Origin of the sequence: Pedobacter sp. BS3 (assembly GCF_008274585.1) — a bacterium.
Lineage (GTDB): Bacteria > Bacteroidota > Bacteroidia > Sphingobacteriales > Sphingobacteriaceae > Hufsiella_A.
Genome location: NZ_VTRT01000001.1, coordinates 1,064,477 through 1,086,303, shown reverse-complemented (window position 1 = coordinate 1,086,303; position 21,827 = coordinate 1,064,477). Strand labels below are relative to the sequence as shown.

Here is a 21,827-nt window from a genome sequence, read left to right as displayed (position 1 = left end):
GGATAACTATAACGTTTTTTCAAAAAAAAATTGCCCCTCTGCGAGACAATTTTTTACAATAAAAACTATTTTTTTTTTGAATTGCAAATTCTTATGAAATATTTCGCTTGTTTTTAACCGCCTGCCTTTTTAACACGATAACCATCCTGAAGCAATAGTGCTACAATTCGATCACGAAAATCGCCTTGTATCATGATCTCGTTATCCTTTACAGCGCCTCCGACACCGCATTTTTGCTTTAGCTTCTTTCCGAGCGCTTCCAGGTCGGTGGTTGTACCAACAAAGCCGGTTACCAGCGTTACCGCCTTGCCTGCCCGCTGTTTTTTATCTAACCAAACCCGCAAATCCTGCCGGGCAGGAGGCAACGTTTCTTCCTGGCCGTCACTTGCGTTATAATCATATTCAAAATCCGGATCGGTTGAATATACTACACCGGATATCTGTTTATTTTTCTTTGACACTGTATTTAAAGTTGAAAGTCAAAAGTAAAAAATATCGTTAATATTAACCGGTAAGCGCTCGCCAAATTCCTGCAATGATCTGTTAGCGATTTGCTATACCCGGGAGATCAGAATAAAAGAATAAAACGGAACTAATCGAAAAACGGAGAGCGAAAGGCTAAAGATTGAAGCTTCGCCCGACCGGGTTTGTAATTGCAAATTTTTATTGATCCCGATTGTCTGATAGTGATTTCCAAGTTAGGGCTTCGTGTCATCGCGAAGCTTCTTATTATCGGTTCATGGAGACACGAATCGGGGCGTTAGAACTATGGAATTAATTTAACTGATTGAAAATCAGAGGCTATTAACGACGGGATTTCAAATCCCGTCGAGCGGCGGGCACCCCGAAGCGCAGTGCACAACAAAAAAAATCCGGAAGAATGATCTTCCGGATTTCTATATAAAATGCGTTGTATCGGATTAGAAGAATTTAACGCGATAATCTTTAATATCGGCTTTATCGCGTAAAGCGGTAAATGCGGCGCCCTGCACCCGCTGACTGATGGATTGTATCATCTGGTCTTTTTGCTTAACGATATTGGTAAGCGGAGCCGGATTGGTGAAGCCTTTTACAACTACCACGTAAACACCGTGGTCGCCTTCAATAGGCTTGGATAGTTTACCCGGCTGCATGCCGAATACAGTACCTATAACCTTGTTTTCCTGGGCTACACCGGGAAGTACCGGGTTAGCAAATACAACATTTTCTACCGGTTGTACCGTTTTGCCTACTTTTTGAGCTACCTGGTTGATAGAGGCAGCGCCAGCCAGTGCGTTATTTAGCTTTTCGATAAGTTTCCTAGCTTTAACGGCATTGATTACGGCAGGCTCTATTTGTTTTTTTACCTGGTCAACGCTCAGGTAACCTTTTTCATTAATTCCGGTAAGTTTTGCAACTACGTATTTGTTATCCATTTCAAATACCTGCTCTGAAACATCGCCTACGTCGGCTTTATAGGCCCAGCGTATCAGCTCACGCGGACTATCAAGTCCCTGAACATAACCTTGTGAACTGGTAATGTTCTCGGCAGAAAGCTTGTTCAGCTTTTGCTTTTGCGCTGTTTCGTCAAAAGCTTTGGCATTAGCAGCTTGCGACAAAAATGTCGAAGCTTTGGCATACGCTGCCTGTTGGGTCTTATTACTGCTTACCAAGGCTTTATCCACAACCGCAACTTTGGCAACTTTAGATGCTCCTTTTTGTGCATCGATATGGATAACATGCACACCATATTGAGTGGTAATAACTTTTAAATCGCCGGTTTTGCCATTGAAAACAGCATCTTCAAATACCGGGATCATGGCGCCGCGGCCAAATGTTCCTAAATCGCCGCCTTTATCTTTTGAGGCATCGGTTCCGAATTTTTTAGCCATTTCGGCAAAGCTGGCTCCTTTACGGATAAGATTGGCAATAGAATCTGCTTTGGCTCTTGCCTTATCCATACCGCCTTCGGTAGCCGGGTTGATCAGGATGTGACTTGCTTTTACTGAATCGGGGCTCATGCGGACATCAAGCACCTTTGCCATTTTGTAGCTTCCGTTGATAAATACGGGGCCAATGAATGTGCCGGCTTCTGATTTGAATGCAACCGAATCAATAGCCGGGTCAAGCTGCCCTTTATGTACGTAAGAAATTGGCGTTTTGGTATCTGAGTTAATGCTTACAAACAGCGAATCGTTTTTGGTTGCCTTAAAATCGGCAGCTAATTTTTCTATGCGGGCTTTTGCCTCAAGAGTATCTTCTTTAGAAGGCTCGGCATTAAAGATCACGTAATCTATAGAGCGTGTTTCCTCACGATTTTTGAACTTCTCTTTGTTAGCGTTATAATAATCCTTATAGTCCTGTTCGGTAGGTTGTGCATCCTTATCAGGAATGGAAGCATAATCAAGGGATACGTAATCAAATTTAGCCAGGCGGTTACGGTTCTGATAATCGTCCTGCGCTTCAAGCGAAGTTACATATACCGAGTTTTTTACCAGGTTTGAATATTTACGTGATAAACGGCTCTCGCGTAAGCTTACCAGGAAGTTACCCCATTGCTGCCGGATGGGACTTGAGGGATCTTGTGTCTCCATATTGGAAAGAAAGGCATTAAGCTGAGAACGGTTGATCTGTCCTGTCTGAGGATCTCCAAAATTCTGCACTACCTGCGGATCGGGATTTTTTCCGGTCAGCATATCATTCAGCTCGTTTTTACTCACGGTTAAACCTAAACGCTCTGTCTCTTTGCTCAGGATGATTTCGGCCACGGTCTGATTCCAGGTATTTTCCTGCACGTATGCTGTCATTTGTGCATTCAGGCTTCCCTGACCCATTTGCTGCTTAAAGTTATTGGAGTTTTGGTCTACCTTTGCCTGATATTCCTGTATATCAATAGATTCACCTGCTACTTCGCCAACTTTATTACGGTTGCCTCCCATAAAAGAGCCGCCCATTCTTACTGCATCGCTCACCAAGAAAGCGCAAATTGCTACACCGATTGCCACTACAATGATGGCACCTGCACGGTTTCGCAGAAAATTCATTATTCCCATATATGTATTCTAATATTCTAAAAATTTACGTTGCAAAACTAAGGCCTTAAGGCTTATCATCACTCTATAAAAAGAGGCGCAAGATACAATTTTTGATAAAAATTCGGCATAAAAATTTGTTTCATAAATGCCTTGAAAACATAAAGGCTAAATGAATAATCCTTACACTCCAAAATTGTACCTTATTTAACTTACCGCTACGGTTGTACGGCTGGTGTCACAGCTTGCGAATCGGTTCCTAATTCCTGTTCGGGAACGTTCAGCGTACCGGTCGACTGCTTGATCTCGTAGTATGAGAAATTTTCGTTAGCCCAGAAGCTGGTTCCGTAAATGGTTTGATTAGGCGAGGTAATGGTTACGGTTTTATTGGAATAAAAGCGGCGTTTGGTCTCATCCCAGAATAGTTCATCCGATTTAAATGTACTGCCTTCACGATTCGTAGCAACCACATTTTTGCGTAATTCAACCAGCTTTTCAGTCTCCCGGCTAATGGCATAATCGGCTACTATGTTGCTTTCTTCCTGGTGGTTCTCATCAAAAAAAATTACTTTAACGCCTTTGGGCATTTCGTAATAGGGCTTATTAACGCCTTTGTAATGCAGTAAAACGGGAGTGATCAACTTAGCTTTTACAACAGCGGAGTCGCTGTATATGATCTCCACATCGGTAGACCGGTCCATTAGTATGGCTACTTTCTGGGAGGATATACGCTCTACATCCTTCAAATTGTTCTCGCAACCTGTAAGTGCCAGACAGGAAACAATACTTAATAAGCCATATCGTAGATAACCGGTCAATTAATCAAACTTATATTTCTGGAACCACTGATCGTTCAGCGTAAAGCCTAAATAGAAATTGATGTAACGTTCACGCACCAGGCTGTTGGTGTACGAGCCCCGCTGACCGAATTCTGTTCCCAGGTTTATCTTATAAAAAGAGGTACGGTTTGAAGGCAGCGGTAAGCCAAGACCGAAGGTAATGGCTTTCTGGGTAATATCGGTGTTGTTGATGTTGATATACGTTTTATCGTATTTAAAGCCCAGACGGTAATCTATGAGCTTGAAATAGCTGGTTACAGAGGTTACATCGGGAGTGTACTGGCCGCCAACAGCTATGCTGTAGCTGTCGTTCAAACCTTGTGCAACATTCCCCACCTTGTAGTCAGACCACTTAGTGATGTTGTAATCAGCGCCTAAGAGCCATTTATTGGAATGGCTCAGTGTAAACCCAACGGTATGCGACATGGGCAGGGTTAATTTTTGCCGGGCGCCTTCCTTATAATAGGTGCTGTCTATAGCTGATGGTGCATCATCTGAGCTTGATGTAAGGAAATAACGGGTAACTACCGTGGTGGAGGATGCCTTGATCTTGTTGCCTGCAGAACCCGCATAGCCTAAAGTAAGATCGGTTTTTTTGGAAATTTTTGCCCTGTACTGTGCTCCGTAATCAAACGTTAAACCCGAAATGCTTGAACTGTTTTCTATCTGCGAGTTCATGAAGGTGGCAATGTCATCCGGAAATTCTGTAGAGCGGTCATCTTTGATCTTACCAAATAATACCGAGGCGTTAAAGCCCACGCTTAAATGTTTGCCGATACCGATACCATATCCCAGGTAGGCTTTTGAGATACCGCCGTCGCCGGAATAGAGGTAATTTACTACGTTGCTGTCTATTTTATCAGCAATGCGATATTGGTAGCCGCGATCGCTGTAAGGTAACAAACCAAAGCTGATGGCCGATTTTTTAGTTACCGGCATGGCAAAGGCAACATGATTCAGCGAAGCGTTAAAGCTGTTCTGCGAAAGCGAGCCGTTGCTGAGCTGGGTTAACCCGCCGTAAGCGCCGATATCAATCGTTGTCATTGAAATTGAGGCATACGATGCCGGGTTAGCCATATTGATGTTATTGTACAGTCCGATCCTGCTTACACCGGCAGATATACCGCCCATTGCCCGGTTTTGAGGCAGTAATGAACCTTTAATATTACCTAACCCATATTGTGAATACGGCGAACTGGTTGTAGTTTGTGCTGAAACAACAAAGGGCACAACCAGCAGGGCCAGAAGAGTTGTATTTCTGAAAAATTTAAGCATTATAATAGTGAATAACTTCATTTAAACCTTTAAGTACCAGATACGGATCTGCTTTTACAATGGGGGCAAAGATGCTATTTTTCAACCGAGTATCAAAAAATTTAAAATCGCCGCCGCAGAGTATCACCTGCAAATCATCTGCTGTTTTTTTATAGCTTTCAATAAAACCTGAGACTTCAAACAATAAACCGTTTTGCACACCTGATTGCATGGCTGATGGTGTATCATCGCCGTACGGGCTGTTAAACGAACCGGAAAAATTAACGGAAGGCAGCCGTTGTGTAAACGTGTGCATCGCCTGGTAGCGCATCGCTAAGCCCGGCGATATACTTCCCCCAAAGTAATTTTTATCGGCATCAACAAGATCATACGTAATACAGGTGCCGGCATCTATAACCAGGCTGTTCCGGTTAGGAAATTCAGCCGATGCGCCAATAACGGCAGCCAGCCGGTCTAAGCCTAAGCTGCCCGGTGTTTTATAATGATTTTTTATTCCGGCTGTATAAGTGGAGTTAAAGCGCTGATAGCGGGTTTCCTGTTGCAACAGCGCCTCAAAAGCTGTTACATCGGCATCTACCGATGATATGACCGAATGAGTAACGGGATATGCAGCCAGATGTTCGCGAAGCATTTCTATATTAAATTGTTCGAGAACAACCGTTTTCGCTATCGTACGGTTATTGAAGATGGCAAGCTTGGTAAACGTATTACCGATATCAATAACGAGACTTACCATTTAAACGTATAGGATTTAGAATAAAACTCAAAACGCCATTTTTAGCATTAAACCGGCATCATAATGACGATAACAAACTTAATAGTGCAAAGCTATTTAATTTTTGCACTACGCGAAGCGGCTAATTGTTAAAAAAGGTTAAACCGGATTCTTTCTGGAAGCTGTCTAAAAAGCACTCCTGGTCATCCTGAGCCTGTCGAAAGATTAGTTCATTGTGGTTACAGACGCTTCCCCCGAGAATTCGGGGTCAGCGTACTGTAAATGATAGTTCTGCTTGACTTTTTAGACGGCTTCTTACTGGCTAATAAAATCGAGCACCAGTTTTTCGGCATTGGCACAGGCCTCATCCAGTTCGTAGTTCTTTAAAATAACATCGAATTTGTCGGCATAGCCCAGTTCTTTGCTCGCCTTGGCTATGCGCTCCTGTAGTTTAAGCTCGCTGTCTGTACCGCGGCCTCTTAATCGCTCAATAAGAACGTCCAGCGAGGGCGGCTGGACAAAGATGGCAAGAGCATCATCGCCATATTTGCGTTTCAGGTGCAGTCCGCCTTCTACGTCAATATCAAAAATAACGTGTTTGCCGGTTTGCCAGATACGCTCAATTTCAGAACGTAACGTGCCGTAAAATGTACCGGAATATACTTCCTCAAATTCTACAAACTCTTTTTGTGCGATACGATGTAAAAATTCTTCCTTGGAAATAAAGTAATAATCTTTGCCGTGTACCTCTGCTCCGCGTAACTGCCTGGTGGTAGCCGATATGGAAAACTGTATTTTATCCGGGAATTTATTTAACAGATGGTGTACAATGGTGGTTTTGCCTGCTCCTGATGGGGCTGAAAATATAACGAGTTTACCTTGCATCGGCCCTTATAAAACGTTTAACAATTGTTCTTTAATTTTTTCGAGTTCTTCTTTCATGCCAACAACGAGTTGCTGTATTTGTGCGTCGTTGGCTTTTGAACCGGTGGTGTTAATTTCGCGGCCAATTTCCTGCGAGATAAAGCCCAGCTTTTTGCCATTGGCATCTTCGTTCTGCAACGTTTTCAGAAAATAATCGCAATGGCTTTTCAGCCTTATCTTCTCCTCGGTAATATCCAGCTTATCAATGTAGTAAATAAGCTCCTGCTCAAAACGGTTCTGGTCTATATTTTCACGGCCAACGTTATCTTCCAGCAATTGGTTAATGCGTTCGCGTATTGCCGGGATGCGATTGGGATCCAGCTTCTCAACTTCAGCGAGTAAACTCAGTATTTTTTCAATACGCATGGCGAGGTCTTGCTGCAGCACCCGGCCCTCGTCTTGCCTGAACGTTTGAAAGTTGTTCAGCGCCTGTAAAAAGGTGTTGTAGAACACCTGCCATTCCTCGTCAGAAGCGGTGCTTTCATCGGTGCTTATTACCTCTGGGAAGCCCAACGCAAGCTGTAAAATATTTGAGCCGGTATCGCCCAGTTCTTCTGCCGATTGCCGGATCTGATCGTAGTATGCTTTGAGCAGGCTTTTGTTAATAGCGGCAGGTTTAATGTTGCCTTCGGGATATTCTACCGTGAAAACCAGGCTTACCTTGCCGCGTTCAACCAGCCGGGTGCAATCATTGCGTATCTGTAATTCTTTATCAGAAAAGGCTTTGGGGAGTTTTAATGCCAGTTCCAGGAACTTACTGTTAAGCGATTTGATTTCCACCGTGTACTTTGCCGAAGCGAAATTACTGGTGGCTACGCCATAACCTGTCATGGATTTAATCATAGGCAAAGATATGATTTATTCGCTATGCGGATGTACGATAAATTTCCTTTTTGTTAGTCCTGTTTAAAAACTATTACCGGTCTTCGGCAGTGCTTTTTTCGTTGTCCTGGTTATATAATGACAAGCCGTAAGCTACAGCAATCATGTAGATCAGCTGTAAACCGGCGGTATTCCAGTCTTCTTTTAAGGTTGTGCCAAATAGCAGCAGGCAAAGGATAATGCCGCAAAGCACAAACCCGTTACGGCTCCATTTTCCGCCAAAAATAATCAAAAGGCCGGTAGCCAGTTCCATAAAGGGCAATACCAGCAAAAAGAGCTTAATCAATGGAAAGGGTAGAAACGTACCATGAAAGGTTAAGGCTGTTTTTTCGGCAAATTCCTGCAATTGCGGAATACGTACCAGGCCATGCATCAGCATATTAATGCCTAAGCCAATGCGAAGAATTAAAAGTGAGGTTATTTTCATGATGTTGATAATTGGCTGTCAGAACCGAAGTTACTGATTTTTGCCGGATTTTCCTCGCTCTTTGCTGGCGCTCGTTTTTAACGAGTGCCGTGTTCTACGGCGTTTTTAACGCCGTGCCTGTGAAAATTTTAGACTTACGAAGTTTTCAATATCAAGCCGGAGGATAGACTTCGTAAGTCTACCTGCTATTAACGTCGTTTGTAAATGGTTTGCGATACAATCGCAGTAAAGATATGCACTCGTTACAAACGAGCGCATGCGTCGTACTTTTAGATTTACTGGCTTTTGCCGAATTTTTCTTCCATCATTTTTTCAAGAGCGAACATTTCGTCACGCAGCGTGGCGGCCAGCAGGAAATCCATGTCTTTTGCAGCGGCGGTCATTTCTTTTTTTGCCGTATCAATGGCTTTTTGTAATTGCGGCTTGCTCATGTACTGAACAACCGGATCAGCAGCAATCATCTCGGTAGCATCAGCCGCTTCGATATATGGTTTCTGCACACCACCTTTAAAATCAACTACCGAAGTTTGTTCAATAATGGCTTCCCTGGATTTGCCGACTGTTTTTGGAACAATGCCATGCTCCAGGTTATAGGTAATCTGCTTATCCCGGCGACGGTTGGTTTCGTCGATGGTCTGGCGCATGCTGTCAGTTATGCTGTCGGCGTACATAATTACCCGGCCGCGATCATTACGGGCAGCACGGCCAATGGTTTGTATCAGCGAACGCACCGAACGTAAAAAACCTTCCTTATCGGCATCCAGTATGGCTACCAGCGAAACCTCGGGCAGATCCAGCCCTTCACGCAGCAGGTTAATACCAACCAGCACATCAAATTCGCCCAGGCGCAGCCCACGCAGAATTTCAACCCGGTCAAGCGTTTTCACTTCAGAATGGATGTACCGTACACGGATACCCAGCCTGTCCATGTATTTGGTCAGTTCTTCGGCCATGCGCTTGGTGAGTGTAGTTACCAGCACGCGGTCGCCTTTTTTCACGGTCTGGTCTACTTCTTCCAGCAGATCATCCACCTGGTTAATTACCGGCCTAACCTCGATGGTCGGATCCAGCAGTCCCGTTGGCCGGATAACCTGTTCTACAATCACCCCACCCGATTTTTCCAGCTCATAATCGCCTGGCGTGGCGCTTACGTAAATGGTTTGAGGCGCTAAACGCTCAAACTCGTTAAAATTCAACGGACGGTTATCCAGCGCAGCCGGCAGACGGAAGCCATATTCCACCAGCGATAATTTCCGAGACCGGTCGCCGCCGTACATTGCCCTGATCTGAGGTACGGTTACGTGGCTTTCGTCAATCACCATCAGGTAATCGTCCGGAAAGTAATCCAGCAGGCAGAAGGGGCGCATACCCGGCGATCGGCCATCAAAAAACCGTGAATAATTCTCAATACCGCTGCAATATCCCAGCTCACGGATCATTTCCAGATCGTAGTTTACACGCTCTTCCAGCCGTTTCGCTTCTAAAAGTCGTTTTTCGTCAATAAGCTGCTGCTTACGCACTTCCAGCTCTTCCTGTATGGCCCAAACAGACTGGTTGAATCGCTCTTTGGGCGTCACAAACAGGTTAGCCGGGAAAACGGCCAGGTGTGTCATTTTTTCCAGCGTTTTGCCACTGGCCGGGTCAATGGCGCTCAGCTCTTCAATGTCATCGCCAAAAAAGGAAACGCGGTAAGCATGATCCATATAGGCCGGGTAAATATCTACCGTGTCGCCCTTTACGCGGAAGGTTCCCCGCCTGAAATCAGCCGTAGTGCGTGAATATAAAATCTCTACCAGGCGGTGCAGGAACGCGTTTCTGCTGATTTTGGTTCCCACGGCAAAGCGGAAAACCGAGTTGGAAAAATCTTCCGGGTTACCCATACCATAAATGCACGATACGGATGATACCACAATAATATCACGCCGGCCCGACATCAGTGCCGATGTGGTACGCAGGCGTAATTTCTCTATCTCATCGTTTATCTGTAAGTCTTTTTCAATGTATGTATTTGATGACGCGATATAGGCCTCCGGCTGGTAATAATCGTAATACGAAACAAAATAGTTGACCGCATTTTCCGGAAAAAACTGTTTAAACTCCCCGTATAATTGCGCTGCCAGCGTTTTGTTGTGGCTTAATATCAAGGTTGGCTTTTGTGTTTGCTGAATAACATTAGCCACCGTAAATGTTTTTCCGGAACCGGTAACGCCAAGCAGCGTTTGATAATGCTCACCGCGGTTTACCCCCTCTGTTAATTGTTGTATGGCCTCCGGCTGGTCGCCGGTAGGCTGGTATGCAGATGTTAATTTAAAATCCATAGTAATCCCGTCCCCGAATATCCTGAAAAACAGCAAAAAGAAAAAATAAGAGGAGCCACCTGGTGACTCCTCACAATCAAACCTTATTTAACAAAACATTATGGAAATGTTTCATCGATAAAAATAATACATTTATGGCAGCAATTTGGTTTTTAAATACTCTTATAGCCATTTTGTTAGCTAAAAATGACATGCAGATGCTAATCTATACCCCGGAGGTTTCAAACAGGCAAAACTACGTGTTTAAGTTTTTGCTTACGCAGATACTGGGATTGTCGTTTGCCTTAACATCCGATTTGCAGGAGTTCGCGGCGTATAAAGGCATAAAGTTCAGCTATACAGACCGTCCGCTTGCCGATGAAATTTTTTTTAAACGTTACGGGCTGTTACAACAAGATGCTATTCAGGCAATAAATCCCGATACCGTTGCTTACCAGAATTACCGGGCTTGCTTTGCCGTTACCGGATCGGCTATGCCGTTTGATGTTTTTTCGGCAGCATTTTTCCTGCTTTCGCGATACGAGGAATACATATCGTTTTCCGGCGATGACCATAACCGTTACCAGGCCGAGCAGAGTTTTGCTTACCGGAACGGCTTTTTGCTCAGGCCGGTAATTGATGAATGGGCTTATGAAATAGCACGCATATTGCAAAACCGTTTCCCTGATTTAGTGATAAATCAGCGCAAAGTAGGTTTTATACCTACTATTGATATTGACCGGGCTTATTGCTGGAAATATGCTCCTGCGTGGCTGAATATGGCGAAGCTGTTCAAAGCTGTCGTAACCCTTAATTTTACTAAGTTTAACCGGATAATTGGTGTGCTGGCCGGTAAGCAGCCGGATCCGTTCGATACGTATGAGCTGATGCAAAACCTGCACAAGGGATTTAGCCCGGTGTACTTTTTCCTGCTGGCCAACTGGTCGGAACGTGATCCAAGCCTCTCTTTCCGGCATCCGGCAATGATTAAGCTCATCCGGCAGGTTAGCGCTTACGCAGATGCGGGTATCCATCCTTCGTATCGTACAATGGAAGATCCGCAGCTGATGCGCACAGAGAAATCCCGCCTGGAAACCATTACCGGCAAAAAAGCAGCATTATCGCGGCAGCATTTTTTAAGGATGAAATTGCCTGATACGTATCGGTTGCTGCTTGAAAACGATATCACTCATGATTATACGATGGTGTACGCTTCACAACCGGGATTCAGAGCGTCTACCTGTACCCCGTTTTACTGGTATGACCTGGAAAAGGAATGCGAAACCGGGTTGCTGTTACATCCCACAGCAGTAATGGAAGCTACGCTGAAACGTTACCTGAAATTAAACCCGGACGAAGCGCTAATTTTATTAAAGAAACTGGCGGATAACGTGTTCAGTGTTGGAGGCACGTTGTGCACCTTGTGGCACAATGAATCATTAACCAATCAGGATAGATGGAAAGGGTGGCTGACGGTTTATGAGAGACTGATACAGTATATAAAAGAGAGACTTGATGAATAGTACCTGCCCGAAAAAAAGCTGGAAGCGCAGATCGTTGTTCGCCGGATCGGTACGATGCTGTATGTACCAGCCTGAGCTTTATTGCCGGCGAGAAAAAAAGCAAGGTGATCTGCATCAGTTTCGAGATCTCCGGTGAGGATAAATCTTTTGTTTCTCTCAACCCGGCCAGCTTTTTAGCACTTATAGCACTATGAACGCCCCAGCTTCTTTAAAAGCTTTGCATAAAACTTTTACGAACTTTGCATGAAAATGGTCTACATCAAGACCTCTTTTGAGAACCTTGCGTAAAACCAGGTGCCAGTATTACCCATCTGCACCTCAAAATAGGTATAAATACCTATAACAATTAGAACTTCTCCTTATTGTTGTCCGCCAGGTTGTTCGCCAATTTTGTAATGTTAATTCATTAATAATCATAAATTAAAACAGCACTAAAATGAAATTCACTCAAACAATCACAGCATGTATTCTTATCAGCCTCCTTGCCATTGGCGGATGTAAAAAAGATAAAGATAACGATGATGCAGTCGGGGGCAGCGGAACAGTAACGGTAGAAAGGTTGGGCATTGGCAGCGGAACACCCGGCAAATTTTCCTCCACCGCGGCGGGTATTATCCAGGTTACCGCGGCTGGCGTTACCGTATTTACCGTTACGGCTATAAAAGATGGCAGCAAAGAAAGCATTACCGCAATAATAAACCACAAAATTACCGGCTCAGAAACAATTGACCTTTCTTACAACAATGCGGAGGGGTCGGGCATTATCTATTCAAAAGACTATACCAAACCTGCCGATGGCACTTTAAACTACAAGACTACCAATTTTGGCGCTGGTTATAAAGGAGGAGGCCAGCTTAAAATTACCAAATTAGATGGCAGCAAAGTAGAGGGTGAGTTTTATTTTTCTGCCTATAACACTGCCGGCGAATCTGCCTGGGCAGAACAGGGCACATTTAGCGGTACCATTAAGTAAGTGGTAAATAGTTTTAGTCAATAACGTTCTCATTCCCGGCTACCTCCAGGTACCGGGTTTTTCCATTCACCCATAAAACATCATGTTATGAAAAAGTTTTATCTAATTATTTGTGTGCTGGTATCGTGTATTGCCAGCTTGTATGGACAACCCGGTTCCGGATGGGACTGGGCATCTGCTTCCGGAACAGCCGCGTCATCGCCCGGTATCGGAGCATTAGACATTGCTACCGATGCAGACGGCAATGTGTATACTGTTGGCCGGTATAATGCAGCAATAAGCGTTGGTTCATTCAGTTTAAGCGCTCCAACCGGAACCGATATTTTCATTGCAAAATACAATGCGTCGGGAGTTATACAGTGGTTAAAACGTCATACGCCACCAACCGGATACAATGAATTAAGTAAGGTAATTACCATTGATGCGGACGGCAACATTTACATTGGTGGTACTGATGATACGCCGAGTCTTTCGGGCGTAGCTTTTCTGGCCAAATATGATAATGATGGCAACATGCTTTGGAATAAATATTTCTCATTGTACGAAGTTGGCGGAATCAACATTGGCCCTGATGGCAATCTCATTATCATGGAAAGCAATCAAACCACAAAAAATATCCTCAAAATCAATAAAACTGATGGCAGTACTATCTGGACGGTACAAAATACCAATGCGGGTTCAAACGCAGGCACAGTTTATAAAGATTTTGTAGACCAGAATGGCAATATCTATTACACCTGTTTTACTTCGTCTGCAACCACAGTAAGTATTGCCGGCGAAAGCATTACTACAACCGGATTAGCCAGCTTTATTGCTTCAATAGACAATAGCGGGCAAAAACGTTGGGTGCAAACTATTAATAATATCCAGGTGCAGCTAGGTTATACTATTGATGAAACCGGGAAAAGCTATATTATTTTTACAGGCGGTAGCGGTGGAACATTCCAGGGAGTTTCAACTGCATCGCTGGCCAATCGTTATTTTGAATTGGATAATACAGGAACGGTTACAAAATATGCCCCGGTTTCGCCATACATTGTCTCTAAGGTTATGTTTAGGGTTAAGGGCAACAGTGTATATGGCTTTTATATGGATCAGGCAGGAAATGCACATGGTGTTACTTACGGTGATTATATTTATAACCTGCCTGCAACTTCTACTTTTGCTTTGGGTATCATTGTCAAATACAATCTTCCCAACGGACAAGTTACCTGGGCCAACTCGTTTGAGATTAATGGTTCCAGTTATAATTCCGGGAGTTTTAATGCTTTAGAAACTTCGGCAAATGGCAAAATCATTGTTGCAGGGGCTTACGGAACATCGGTTAAGTTTGGCTCTACCCTTCTTTCGGCAAGTGGCTCATTATATGCCACAGACTTTTATCTGGCGCAATTTAACGGCAATAATGTTGCCGCACCTGCCATAACCAACTGGACTGGAACAGCCAGCGATGGTGACTGGAACAATGCTGCCAACTGGGATAACGGCATTCCGGACGGCAGCAAGAAAACAGTTATCCCGGCAGGGTTAACCTCTTATCCAACCACTATACCTACAAACGCTGCGGGTGGAAAACTGGAAATTGCAACGGGGGCTACTATGCAATTGCCGTTAAACTTTTCTGCACCTGCGGGTATTGTAAACAATGGTATTATAGAAATTAACGAAAGCACTACCGGATTTTTCATGGGAACTTTTGCTAATACTGTCAAGCCTACCGGAACGGGGAAACTGGTATTTAAAAACAATAAAACAAGCATATATCTTACTCAGCCTTTAGACCAATCCATAGAAATAAACAGCACAGGAACAATTACTTCTTATGGAGGCACTATCAACGGCGATTTGATATTGACCAACGGTATTTATTCTGGCTCGATAACAGTTAATGGAAATGTTACAGGTGGTTCAGCATCCAGCTATGTTGCAGGCACACTAAGCCGAAAGGTAACAACAACCGGAAGCTATACTTTTCCGGTAGGGACAGCCGACCGATATGCTCCGGCTAGCCTGCAATTAAATAATATTACCGGCCCTCAAACCATTTCGGCAACTTTTTCTAAAACTATTAATGGTTCAGCGCCCAATACCACAGCCGGCGGACAAACGGTTACATCGCTGTTAAATGCAGGTATCTGGACCATAACACCTGATGTTGCGCTAACATCAGGCAGCTATACCGTAACGCTCGAAGGTCATGATTATACCAATGGCGTGGCCGATGCCGCTAACTACGTTGTAGTAAAACGGCCCAACTCATCCGGTGCCTGGGCTTTTTATGGCGATAACGGTACATCCACTCAATCGGACGGCATAGTTACCGCCACAGCAGGAAATATTACGGGTTTCTCTGATTTCGCCATTGGTATTGCCGGCGGTGAAGTACCTGTGATACTGCCTGTAAATCTCACCAAATTTACCGCTAAAGCCCAAAACAACAATGTACTGTTGACCTGGGAAACCGCAAGTGAGCTTAACAACAAAGGCTTTATCATTTATAAGGCAGGAGGGTTGGAAGGTGGAAGTCTGGAAGGTTTTGTGAAAATAGGCGAGGTATCTGCGGCGGCTATGCAGGCGAATGATTATTCGCCCCTCTTGTACGCCTTTACAGATTATTCGCCGCTAAACGGCAATAACTATTATAAACTGGTACAGGTTGACAATGATGGCAAAGAAACGGAATTAGGCATAAGGACAGTCACCTTCCACCTTCAGCCTTCTACCTTACGCCTTTTCCCCAACCCGGCTACCGATTATTTCAGCATTGCCGGTAATACCTCGCCTGTAAGCAAAGTGATCTTAACCGATTTATTAGGTAGGCCAGTGTTAACCGTCGCAAACCCGGCAGAAAAAATAACGCTGCCTGATTTGCCTAAGGGCATTTACGTACTGAACATCGGTTATTTGGATGGCACAAGCAGTAAACATAAATTACAGATTGATTAAAGATGAAACCGTGAAGTGGGCTGACCAAAAAGTCAAAAAGTAGTGTCATTTCGATCCCTCCCGTACATACGGGATCGGGAGAGGAAACCACGAAGTAGCTGCGAAGCAAAATCTTCTGCCTAAGTATTTCTGGTGGAGATCCCTCGGCTGCGTCTCGAAATGACGATCGACTTTTTGGTCAGCCCCCTCTATTTACGGCAATTCAAAAGCGTTATAACTTCGATGCGATAATAGAAAAATCGATAGCATAAACCAAAATTTTAACCATGAAAAAGTTATTATTTATTATCATCGTTTGTGCTTCTTTTGCACAAACAGCCCAGGCACAATACAAAGCCTATCAGGATAAAAACGGTAAATGGGGATATAAAGATTCGCAAGGAAAAGTAATCGTAAAACCCATCTATGAGGCCGCCGAAGATTATATAGACCACGACAACCATTATGGAAAAGTGAAACTGAACGGCAAATGGGGTTTTGTTGGCGGCTACTATCAAAAATACAAAATAGTTGTTCCGTTGGTGTACGAAGAAGAAAAAGATTTTTCGGGGGGGCGAAGCGGGTGGTGGATACGGTCGTAAGGCAGCTGTAAAACAAAATGGAAAATGGGGTTATATAGATAGGGACGGAAAAGAAATCGTACCGTTTCAATACGATGAAGCCAATCCGTTTGAGGGAAATGGTCATAATGACAAGAACGACAGAGCCATTGTGAAACTGAACGGCAAATGGGGTATTATTGATAACACGGGCAAGAGAATTACCGATATAAAATACGACACAGTGAAGTTCGTTTCTGCTTATGGCGATGCCGAAGCAGTATTAAACGGCGTAAAATTTAAAGTTGATGAAACAGGGCGCACACAAATAAAAAAATACAGCAATTACGACTATGACAATGTTTTTGTTTATGAATTTAGAAATGGGTATACCCCGGCTCAAATTAGAAAATATACCGACAAAGAACACAATCGTTTCACAGAAAAAATTGGGCTGATAGCCAAAGACAGCACTGAAGCAATCCCTTTTGGGAAATATGACGATGTTGGTGTGGAAAACGGCGCCGAGAATAAAGGAATAGCTTGGGTAAAATCTAACGGTAAATGGGGTATAATCAATATTGCCACAGGCAAGGAAATCATCCCGGTAAAATACAATTCAATTTCTCGCTTTCAGGATGGGATTGCCCGTGTCTTTAACGGCAAATACGGGTATATCGATAAAACCGGCAAAGAAATTATTCCGATAAAATACGAAGACACACGGGATTTTTACAAGGGCACAGCTATCGTAAAGCTCAACGGCAACTGGGGTGTGATAGATAGAAACGATAAAATTATCATCCCGATGAAATATGAGTATGTTGATTTTATTGATGAGGTGAGCGGGCTGATATGCGTAAAACTTAATGGCAAATATGGATATATAGACAAAACAGACAGGGTTGTTGTGCCGTTCATATATGTTAATCTTGGCAGTTTTCACGATGGGTTGGCTACGGCAAGTCGCAATGGCAATCAGGGATATATTGATATCTCGGGTAGAGAGGTTATTCCGATACAATATCTCATTGCCCATTCTTTTGAAAATGGAAGAGCAAAAGTGGTTAAAATGAACGGCGACGAGGGCTATATAGACAAAAGCGGTTATTTTACATTTACAAATAAAAATGAATTAGGCCCGAAGACAAAGGACGAGCCAAGCAAGCCCAACACTTCGCAACCGACCGACAACAATAACAGGTTTCAGCGCAGGGTTTGTTCTGTCTGCCACGGTACGGGCAAAATTCAGGAAACTTATATCGGCGGAAAGAAAGTAAACGGCAAAACGGTATTTGCCGGCGAGCGCCTTTGCCCAATGTGCGCCGGTACGGGGTATAATTAAGTGGAGAGTTGAAAGTGGAAAATGCCCTGCAACCCATAACCAACGACAAACGAACAACGATGAACGAAAACCCAAACAAAAAACAATGAAAACAAACAATAACTTTTACCTCATCCTTTTATTGAGCGCTTTTTTTTCCTGTAAAAAACACCAAGACGATAACAATGTCGGCAATACCGCCTCTCCGCTGGTGCGCAGCACAAATTGGGAAACCCTTGGGTCTGTAAAATTCTCTATTACCGGAGGCATAAACGGCTGTGGTATGCAGGCCGAGGATATGGTAATAAACGGCAACAATATAGGCGTATTGTACGGCGAAGTGTACGACCCTTTTAAGGGCCTTGCCTCAAGCGGAGCCAGAAGCTACAAGGCCATCATCAATATCGGCAACAAAGATGCGGTAACGGTCAATCAAGTTTTTAAAGATGTGTACATCGGAAAAACGTACACCGCTACCGATTATCGGGTAAATATGATTTTCTTCAACAACACGTTCAATGCCCGTTTATTTGGTACTTATAACGCCTCTACCCAAACTCAGCCCAATCGTATTTCCTATGAGGAAAAAGATGAACGAGATACGGTTACCGTGCCTCAATACAGTATGTACGATGGATGTTTCCAAAGGCAAAACATTGTCCATAATGAAGATGGTTCGGTATTGTTCACTGATGCAGGTCCCGATTATTTATATGGTGCTATGTATCTCAATTATTACGATGCGCCTACAAAAACATGGCTGGCAAAAACCGCTCCTTATGAGAATGGGTTCAATTCCATTTCCCCTTCGTTGCCCAATCGTCCGCCAGCAATTACCAGCAGTTGGGGCTTTATGACGGGCAGTGGCAAATATCGGGCAATGATAGCGGACTATAACGGAGGCATTACGATTGTACGCCCTAATATGACCAACCACAATTGCGATACGCTGGCCAACATACAGAATGCCCTGCCAGTTGGTTCGCCTAAAAATCAATTGGTAGGTGGCACCGTAAGTGGCAATATTTTTTACGGACTGGTGTACAACAGCGATAGTAAAAAGTTGTACGAGTTTAAATGGACAGAAGGCGACAACACCATTACCAAAGTGTTTGGCGATATTGCCTTGGATGGTCTGCCCAATGCGATGCTATACTCAAAGGAAAAATATTTTGAGATGAAGCCCGACGGTACACCTTTTTATCTGATGAAAGGTTCTATACAACAAGCTTCGGACTTTACATTGAATACCGTCAGCGCATCGGGAATAAAAGAAATAGGACGTATAAAGGTGGGCGAGTTCGTTGCACCCACACAACTTTCGCTTCCGCGATACAGCAACGGTTATTATTACGTGGTGGCCTATATCCCTTACCTCGCCGGGTTGGATGTATTTCCGCAGTTGGATGTGATTAGGATTAAAGAGTAGCAATCTATAGACAGTGCTTAATAAATTTGTAAAAAATGTTGATTCAAGATTGATAAATCAACAGATAGTTTCTATAGATTGCGTCATTTAGCAAAGAGAATTCATACATGAATAAAAAAAGACCGGTGGATTATAACGCCAGCACCTTTAACATGGTGCTGGTGTTTTTTCTTTGCTTATTAGTAAAAGGAGTGAGTGCACAAACCGCTTCCATACAGATAGATAGCCTGGAAAAAGCTTTTGAGCAGGCTAAATCTGATACTGCAAAATTCAATATTTCCCTGGATTTAATTGACCGGTATAAAAACATAGATTCTGCCAAAGCCAATACCTATCTCTTAAAAGCAGAAAAACTTGGCAAAACGTCCCTGCAAAAAGTCCGGTATCTTTCGGCTAAGGCCGCTTTCTTAATTGTTTACGGAAAGATGGAAAAGGCCAATGCATTGTTGTTTGAGGCTTTGAAAATCGCGATAGCTAAACACTATAAAAAAGATGAGGCCAGGATCTATAATAATTTAGGAGTTTCTTATTTGCAACTGTCCAACAACAAACTATCCTTAAAATATCAGTTGTTGGCACTAAAAATACGCGAAGAACTGAATGACGAAGCTGAGCTGGAGGCCAGCAATATCAACATCGGTAATATTTATTTTGACATTATGGAAGACGACAAAGCGCTTCTTTATTATCAAAAAGCCTTGTCTTATGCCGAAAAGCTGGGTATGGAAGTTGAGCTGGGGAAACTTTATAATAACATTGCCACGGTGTTTTACGATAGGAACGATTATAAGCAAACCAAAAGTTACCTGCTAAAGTCCTTAACCTACAAACTGAAAACACATAACGTTACCGGCCAGATCACTACGCTAAATTCGTTGGGCGATGTTTGCAGCTCGCTGAAAAGCTTTAAAGAATCTGAAGATTATTACCGGCAGGCCATGGCATTGGCGAATAAAATAGGCGACGATATGAACAAAGCGAATATCCTGAATTCGTTGGGTCATCTATACCGTTATAAAAATGAATTTGAGAAAGCTGTAAGCTTCCAGGAGCAGGCGCTAAAACTCAGCAAAGAAATTAAATACCAGAATATGCATAAAGATGCACTTCTGGAGCTTTCCATTGATTACCGCAACTTGAAAAATTATCAAAAGGCTTATGAATTTTACAGGGAATACGTATCCTTAAAAGATTCCATTGAAAATGAAAGCAGTAAAACAGCAATCGCCGAACTGCAAACCAAATACGATACAGAGCATAAAGAACAAAAAATCGCCTTGCTGAATAAGGAAAATACCATTCAGAAGCTTGCCTTACAAAGTAAAAACCTGAGTATCGGCATCATTATTTCTATATTTTGCATTGCCTTAATTATGGGCATTCTGTTTTATAATAGTTATAAGCTAAAGCAACAAAAGGCATTGCAGGCCGAAATACACAAACAACAGGAAATAGCCACCAAAGCGGTTTTTGATGGCGAGCAGCAGGAGCGCATACGCATTGCAAGAGATTTGCACGACAGCATTGGCCAAATGCTATCGGTAGTGAAAATGAACCTTTCCACTGCGGAAAATACCGATAATAAGACGCTGCAACTGGTGGACAAAACCATTGCCGAGGTGCGCAACATTTCGCACAACCTGATACCCGAAGAGCTGAACTTTGGACTTGTTAACGCCATTGAGGATATGTGCAGTAAGATAAACACGGGCGATCAACCTTGCGTAAAGCTGCATATCGCTCCTGACATTCGTGGTATAAAGTTCCTGAGGCAAAATGAGCTTTCTATTTACCGCATTGTGCAGGAAGTGTTGGGCAATATGCTCAAACATGCCAATGCCACCGAAATAACTTTGGAGATTGAAAAAATCAATCAAAATATACAGATCTCTATAAAAGATAACGGCCAGGGTTTTGATACAGAAAAAATCAGTCAATCGAACGGTTTGGGCTGGAAAAACATCAGCGCCAGGGTAAACCTGCTGGATGGTGAAATGAAGATAGCTTCCGAGAAACTGGTGGGCACACGCATCGAAATTCTGATTCCATCGTAGGAGCTGAGTGCATCATCCCCGGGTATAGTGAAGTACGCTTATATACCTGTGCAGTTTTATTTTTATCTTTATAAATGAAAGCCTAAACTGAACATGAAAAAGCCGGTAAACCAAAATTCGGGCATAGCAGGAAAAGCTTGTGCGATACTGTTCAACTTTTTCTTTGACTAATAACAATATGGCAGCCCAGAGTAAACATATCGCATTATCCAGCATATACTTTCTGCTTTCAGCACTGTTAACCGGACTGTTTATTGCTTCCAAATCCTGGCTTTACCCAAGTGTGGGCATTATGATACTTGTAGGTTCAATTGCCGGTGTTAAGTGGGGTATCCAGGTTGTTGCCGCTTTAACCTTTTTAGGAAAAAATAAATGGCTTTTTATCAGGCATATAGGCTTTGCTTGCCTTATTGGCTCGTGTTTACTGTTCAGCTATAACCTGATGTCCTTTTTGCCATTTAGCAGATTTATACAATCAATAGCTGCTATTTACCTGTCGCTCATTGTCACAATAATTCTGTATTACCGGGCTGTCAGAAATACAGGGATAGGCATACAATGGTTTTGGGGATGGCTGGCATGTCTAATCATCGCCATCATGTTACAGATAGTAGTTTTGAAATAGCATAAAAAAGATTTATTAAACAAAAGCATAAAGCCGTACCTTCT

The 21,827-nt window shown here is 43.3% G+C and carries 17 protein-coding genes; 8 read left to right on the top strand and 9 right to left on the bottom strand.

What is annotated here, in order from left to right:
- Positions 1–113: 113 nt before the first annotated feature.
- The 9 genes from FW774_RS04595 to uvrB form a co-directional block, all read right to left on the bottom strand.
- Positions 114–461 carry a translation initiation factor gene (locus FW774_RS04595; RefSeq protein ID WP_149346946.1) on the bottom strand — a complete coding sequence of 116 codons (348 nt, stop codon included), beginning with the start codon at positions 459–461 and terminating at the stop codon, positions 114–116.
- A gap of 459 nt (positions 462–920) precedes the next feature.
- Positions 921–3,032, bottom strand: a complete 2,112-nt coding sequence (locus FW774_RS04590) for a peptidylprolyl isomerase (protein ID WP_149346945.1) — start codon at positions 3,030–3,032, stop codon at positions 921–923.
- Positions 3,033–3,229: 197 nt separating this feature from the next.
- Entirely contained in the window at positions 3,230–3,829 is a 600-nt protein-coding gene (gene lptC, locus FW774_RS04585; protein WP_242457729.1) for an LPS export ABC transporter periplasmic protein LptC, read from the bottom strand.
- Positions 3,830–5,125 (bottom strand): hypothetical protein, encoded by a 1,296-nt coding sequence (locus FW774_RS04580; RefSeq protein ID WP_149346944.1) that lies wholly within the window; start codon positions 5,123–5,125, stop codon positions 3,830–3,832.
- Entirely contained in the window at positions 5,118–5,861 is a 744-nt protein-coding gene (locus FW774_RS04575; protein ID WP_149346943.1) for a type III pantothenate kinase, read from the bottom strand. The genes FW774_RS04580 and FW774_RS04575 overlap by 8 nt, the downstream gene beginning before the upstream one ends.
- Before the next feature lie 294 nt (positions 5,862–6,155).
- Entirely contained in the window at positions 6,156–6,725 is a 570-nt protein-coding gene (gene gmk, locus FW774_RS04570) for a guanylate kinase (protein WP_149346942.1), read from the bottom strand.
- Positions 6,726–6,731: 6 nt separating this feature from the next.
- Positions 6,732–7,607: a YicC/YloC family endoribonuclease gene (locus FW774_RS04565; protein WP_242457728.1), complete on the bottom strand. Its 876-nt coding sequence runs from the start codon at positions 7,605–7,607 to the stop codon at positions 6,732–6,734.
- Between the two features lie 73 nt (positions 7,608–7,680).
- Positions 7,681–8,073 (bottom strand): DoxX family protein, encoded by a 393-nt coding sequence (locus FW774_RS04560; RefSeq protein ID WP_149346941.1) that lies wholly within the window; start codon positions 8,071–8,073, stop codon positions 7,681–7,683.
- A gap of 275 nt (positions 8,074–8,348) precedes the next feature.
- Positions 8,349–10,391, bottom strand: coding sequence for an excinuclease ABC subunit UvrB (gene uvrB, locus FW774_RS04555; protein ID WP_149346940.1), 2,043 nt, complete (start codon positions 10,389–10,391; stop codon positions 8,349–8,351).
- Between the two features lie 134 nt (positions 10,392–10,525).
- Here uvrB and FW774_RS04550 point away from each other — a divergent pair, with 134 nt between their 5' ends.
- The 8 genes from FW774_RS04550 to FW774_RS04515 all read left to right on the top strand — a co-directional run bounded on the left by FW774_RS04550 (position 10,526) and on the right by FW774_RS04515 (position 21,783).
- Positions 10,526–11,893, top strand: a complete 1,368-nt coding sequence (locus tag FW774_RS04550; protein ID WP_149346939.1) for a polysaccharide deacetylase family protein — start codon at positions 10,526–10,528, stop codon at positions 11,891–11,893.
- A 436-nt stretch (positions 11,894–12,329) separates the two neighbouring features.
- The gene (locus FW774_RS04545; RefSeq protein WP_149346938.1) at positions 12,330–12,866 is read left to right on the top strand and encodes a hypothetical protein; all 537 of its coding nucleotides are present in this window, start codon (positions 12,330–12,332) and stop codon (positions 12,864–12,866) included.
- Positions 12,867–12,953: 87 nt separating this feature from the next.
- A complete protein-coding gene (locus tag FW774_RS04540) occupies positions 12,954–15,812 on the top strand; it encodes a T9SS type A sorting domain-containing protein (RefSeq protein ID WP_149346937.1) in 2,859 nt (952 codons plus the stop codon).
- Positions 15,813–16,078: 266 nt separating this feature from the next.
- Positions 16,079–16,393, top strand: a complete 315-nt coding sequence (locus tag FW774_RS04535; RefSeq protein WP_149346936.1) for a WG repeat-containing protein — start codon at positions 16,079–16,081, stop codon at positions 16,391–16,393.
- Complete coding sequence (locus FW774_RS04530) at positions 16,323–17,696, top strand: WG repeat-containing protein (RefSeq protein WP_149346935.1); 1,374 nt, start codon at positions 16,323–16,325, stop codon at positions 17,694–17,696. The genes FW774_RS04535 and FW774_RS04530 overlap by 71 nt, the downstream gene beginning before the upstream one ends.
- A gap of 85 nt (positions 17,697–17,781) precedes the next feature.
- Entirely contained in the window at positions 17,782–19,104 is a 1,323-nt protein-coding gene (locus FW774_RS04525; RefSeq protein WP_149346934.1) for a hypothetical protein, read from the top strand.
- Positions 19,105–19,211: 107 nt separating this feature from the next.
- Entirely contained in the window at positions 19,212–21,158 is a 1,947-nt protein-coding gene (locus FW774_RS04520) for a sensor histidine kinase (protein WP_149346933.1), read from the top strand.
- A gap of 178 nt (positions 21,159–21,336) precedes the next feature.
- Positions 21,337–21,783, top strand: coding sequence for a hypothetical protein (locus FW774_RS04515; protein ID WP_149346932.1), 447 nt, complete (start codon positions 21,337–21,339; stop codon positions 21,781–21,783).
- The last annotated feature ends 44 nt before the right edge of the window (positions 21,784–21,827 follow it).

Coding starts and splice junctions, on each gene's coding strand:
- FW774_RS04590 (WP_149346945.1), bottom strand. CDS start 3,032: ATGGGAATAATGAATTTTCTGCGAAACCGTGCAGGTGCCATCATTGTA.
- FW774_RS04580 (WP_149346944.1), bottom strand. CDS start 5,125: ATGCTTAAATTTTTCAGAAATACAACTCTTCTGGCCCTGCTGGTTGTG.
- FW774_RS04575 (WP_149346943.1), bottom strand. CDS start 5,861: ATGGTAAGTCTCGTTATTGATATCGGTAATACGTTTACCAAGCTTGCC.
- gmk (WP_149346942.1), bottom strand. CDS start 6,725: ATGCAAGGTAAACTCGTTATATTTTCAGCCCCATCAGGAGCAGGCAAA.
- FW774_RS04565 (WP_242457728.1), bottom strand. CDS start 7,607: ATGATTAAATCCATGACAGGTTATGGCGTAGCCACCAGTAATTTCGCT.
- FW774_RS04560 (WP_149346941.1), bottom strand. CDS start 8,073: ATGAAAATAACCTCACTTTTAATTCTTCGCATTGGCTTAGGCATTAAT.
- uvrB (WP_149346940.1), bottom strand. CDS start 10,391: ATGGATTTTAAATTAACATCTGCATACCAGCCTACCGGCGACCAGCCG.
- FW774_RS04550 (WP_149346939.1), top strand. CDS start 10,526: ATGGCAGCAATTTGGTTTTTAAATACTCTTATAGCCATTTTGTTAGCT.
- FW774_RS04545 (WP_149346938.1), top strand. CDS start 12,330: ATGAAATTCACTCAAACAATCACAGCATGTATTCTTATCAGCCTCCTT.
- FW774_RS04540 (WP_149346937.1), top strand. CDS start 12,954: ATGAAAAAGTTTTATCTAATTATTTGTGTGCTGGTATCGTGTATTGCC.
- FW774_RS04535 (WP_149346936.1), top strand. CDS start 16,079: ATGAAAAAGTTATTATTTATTATCATCGTTTGTGCTTCTTTTGCACAA.
- FW774_RS04525 (WP_149346934.1), top strand. CDS start 17,782: ATGAAAACAAACAATAACTTTTACCTCATCCTTTTATTGAGCGCTTTT.
- FW774_RS04520 (WP_149346933.1), top strand. CDS start 19,212: ATGAATAAAAAAAGACCGGTGGATTATAACGCCAGCACCTTTAACATG.
- FW774_RS04515 (WP_149346932.1), top strand. CDS start 21,337: ATGGCAGCCCAGAGTAAACATATCGCATTATCCAGCATATACTTTCTG.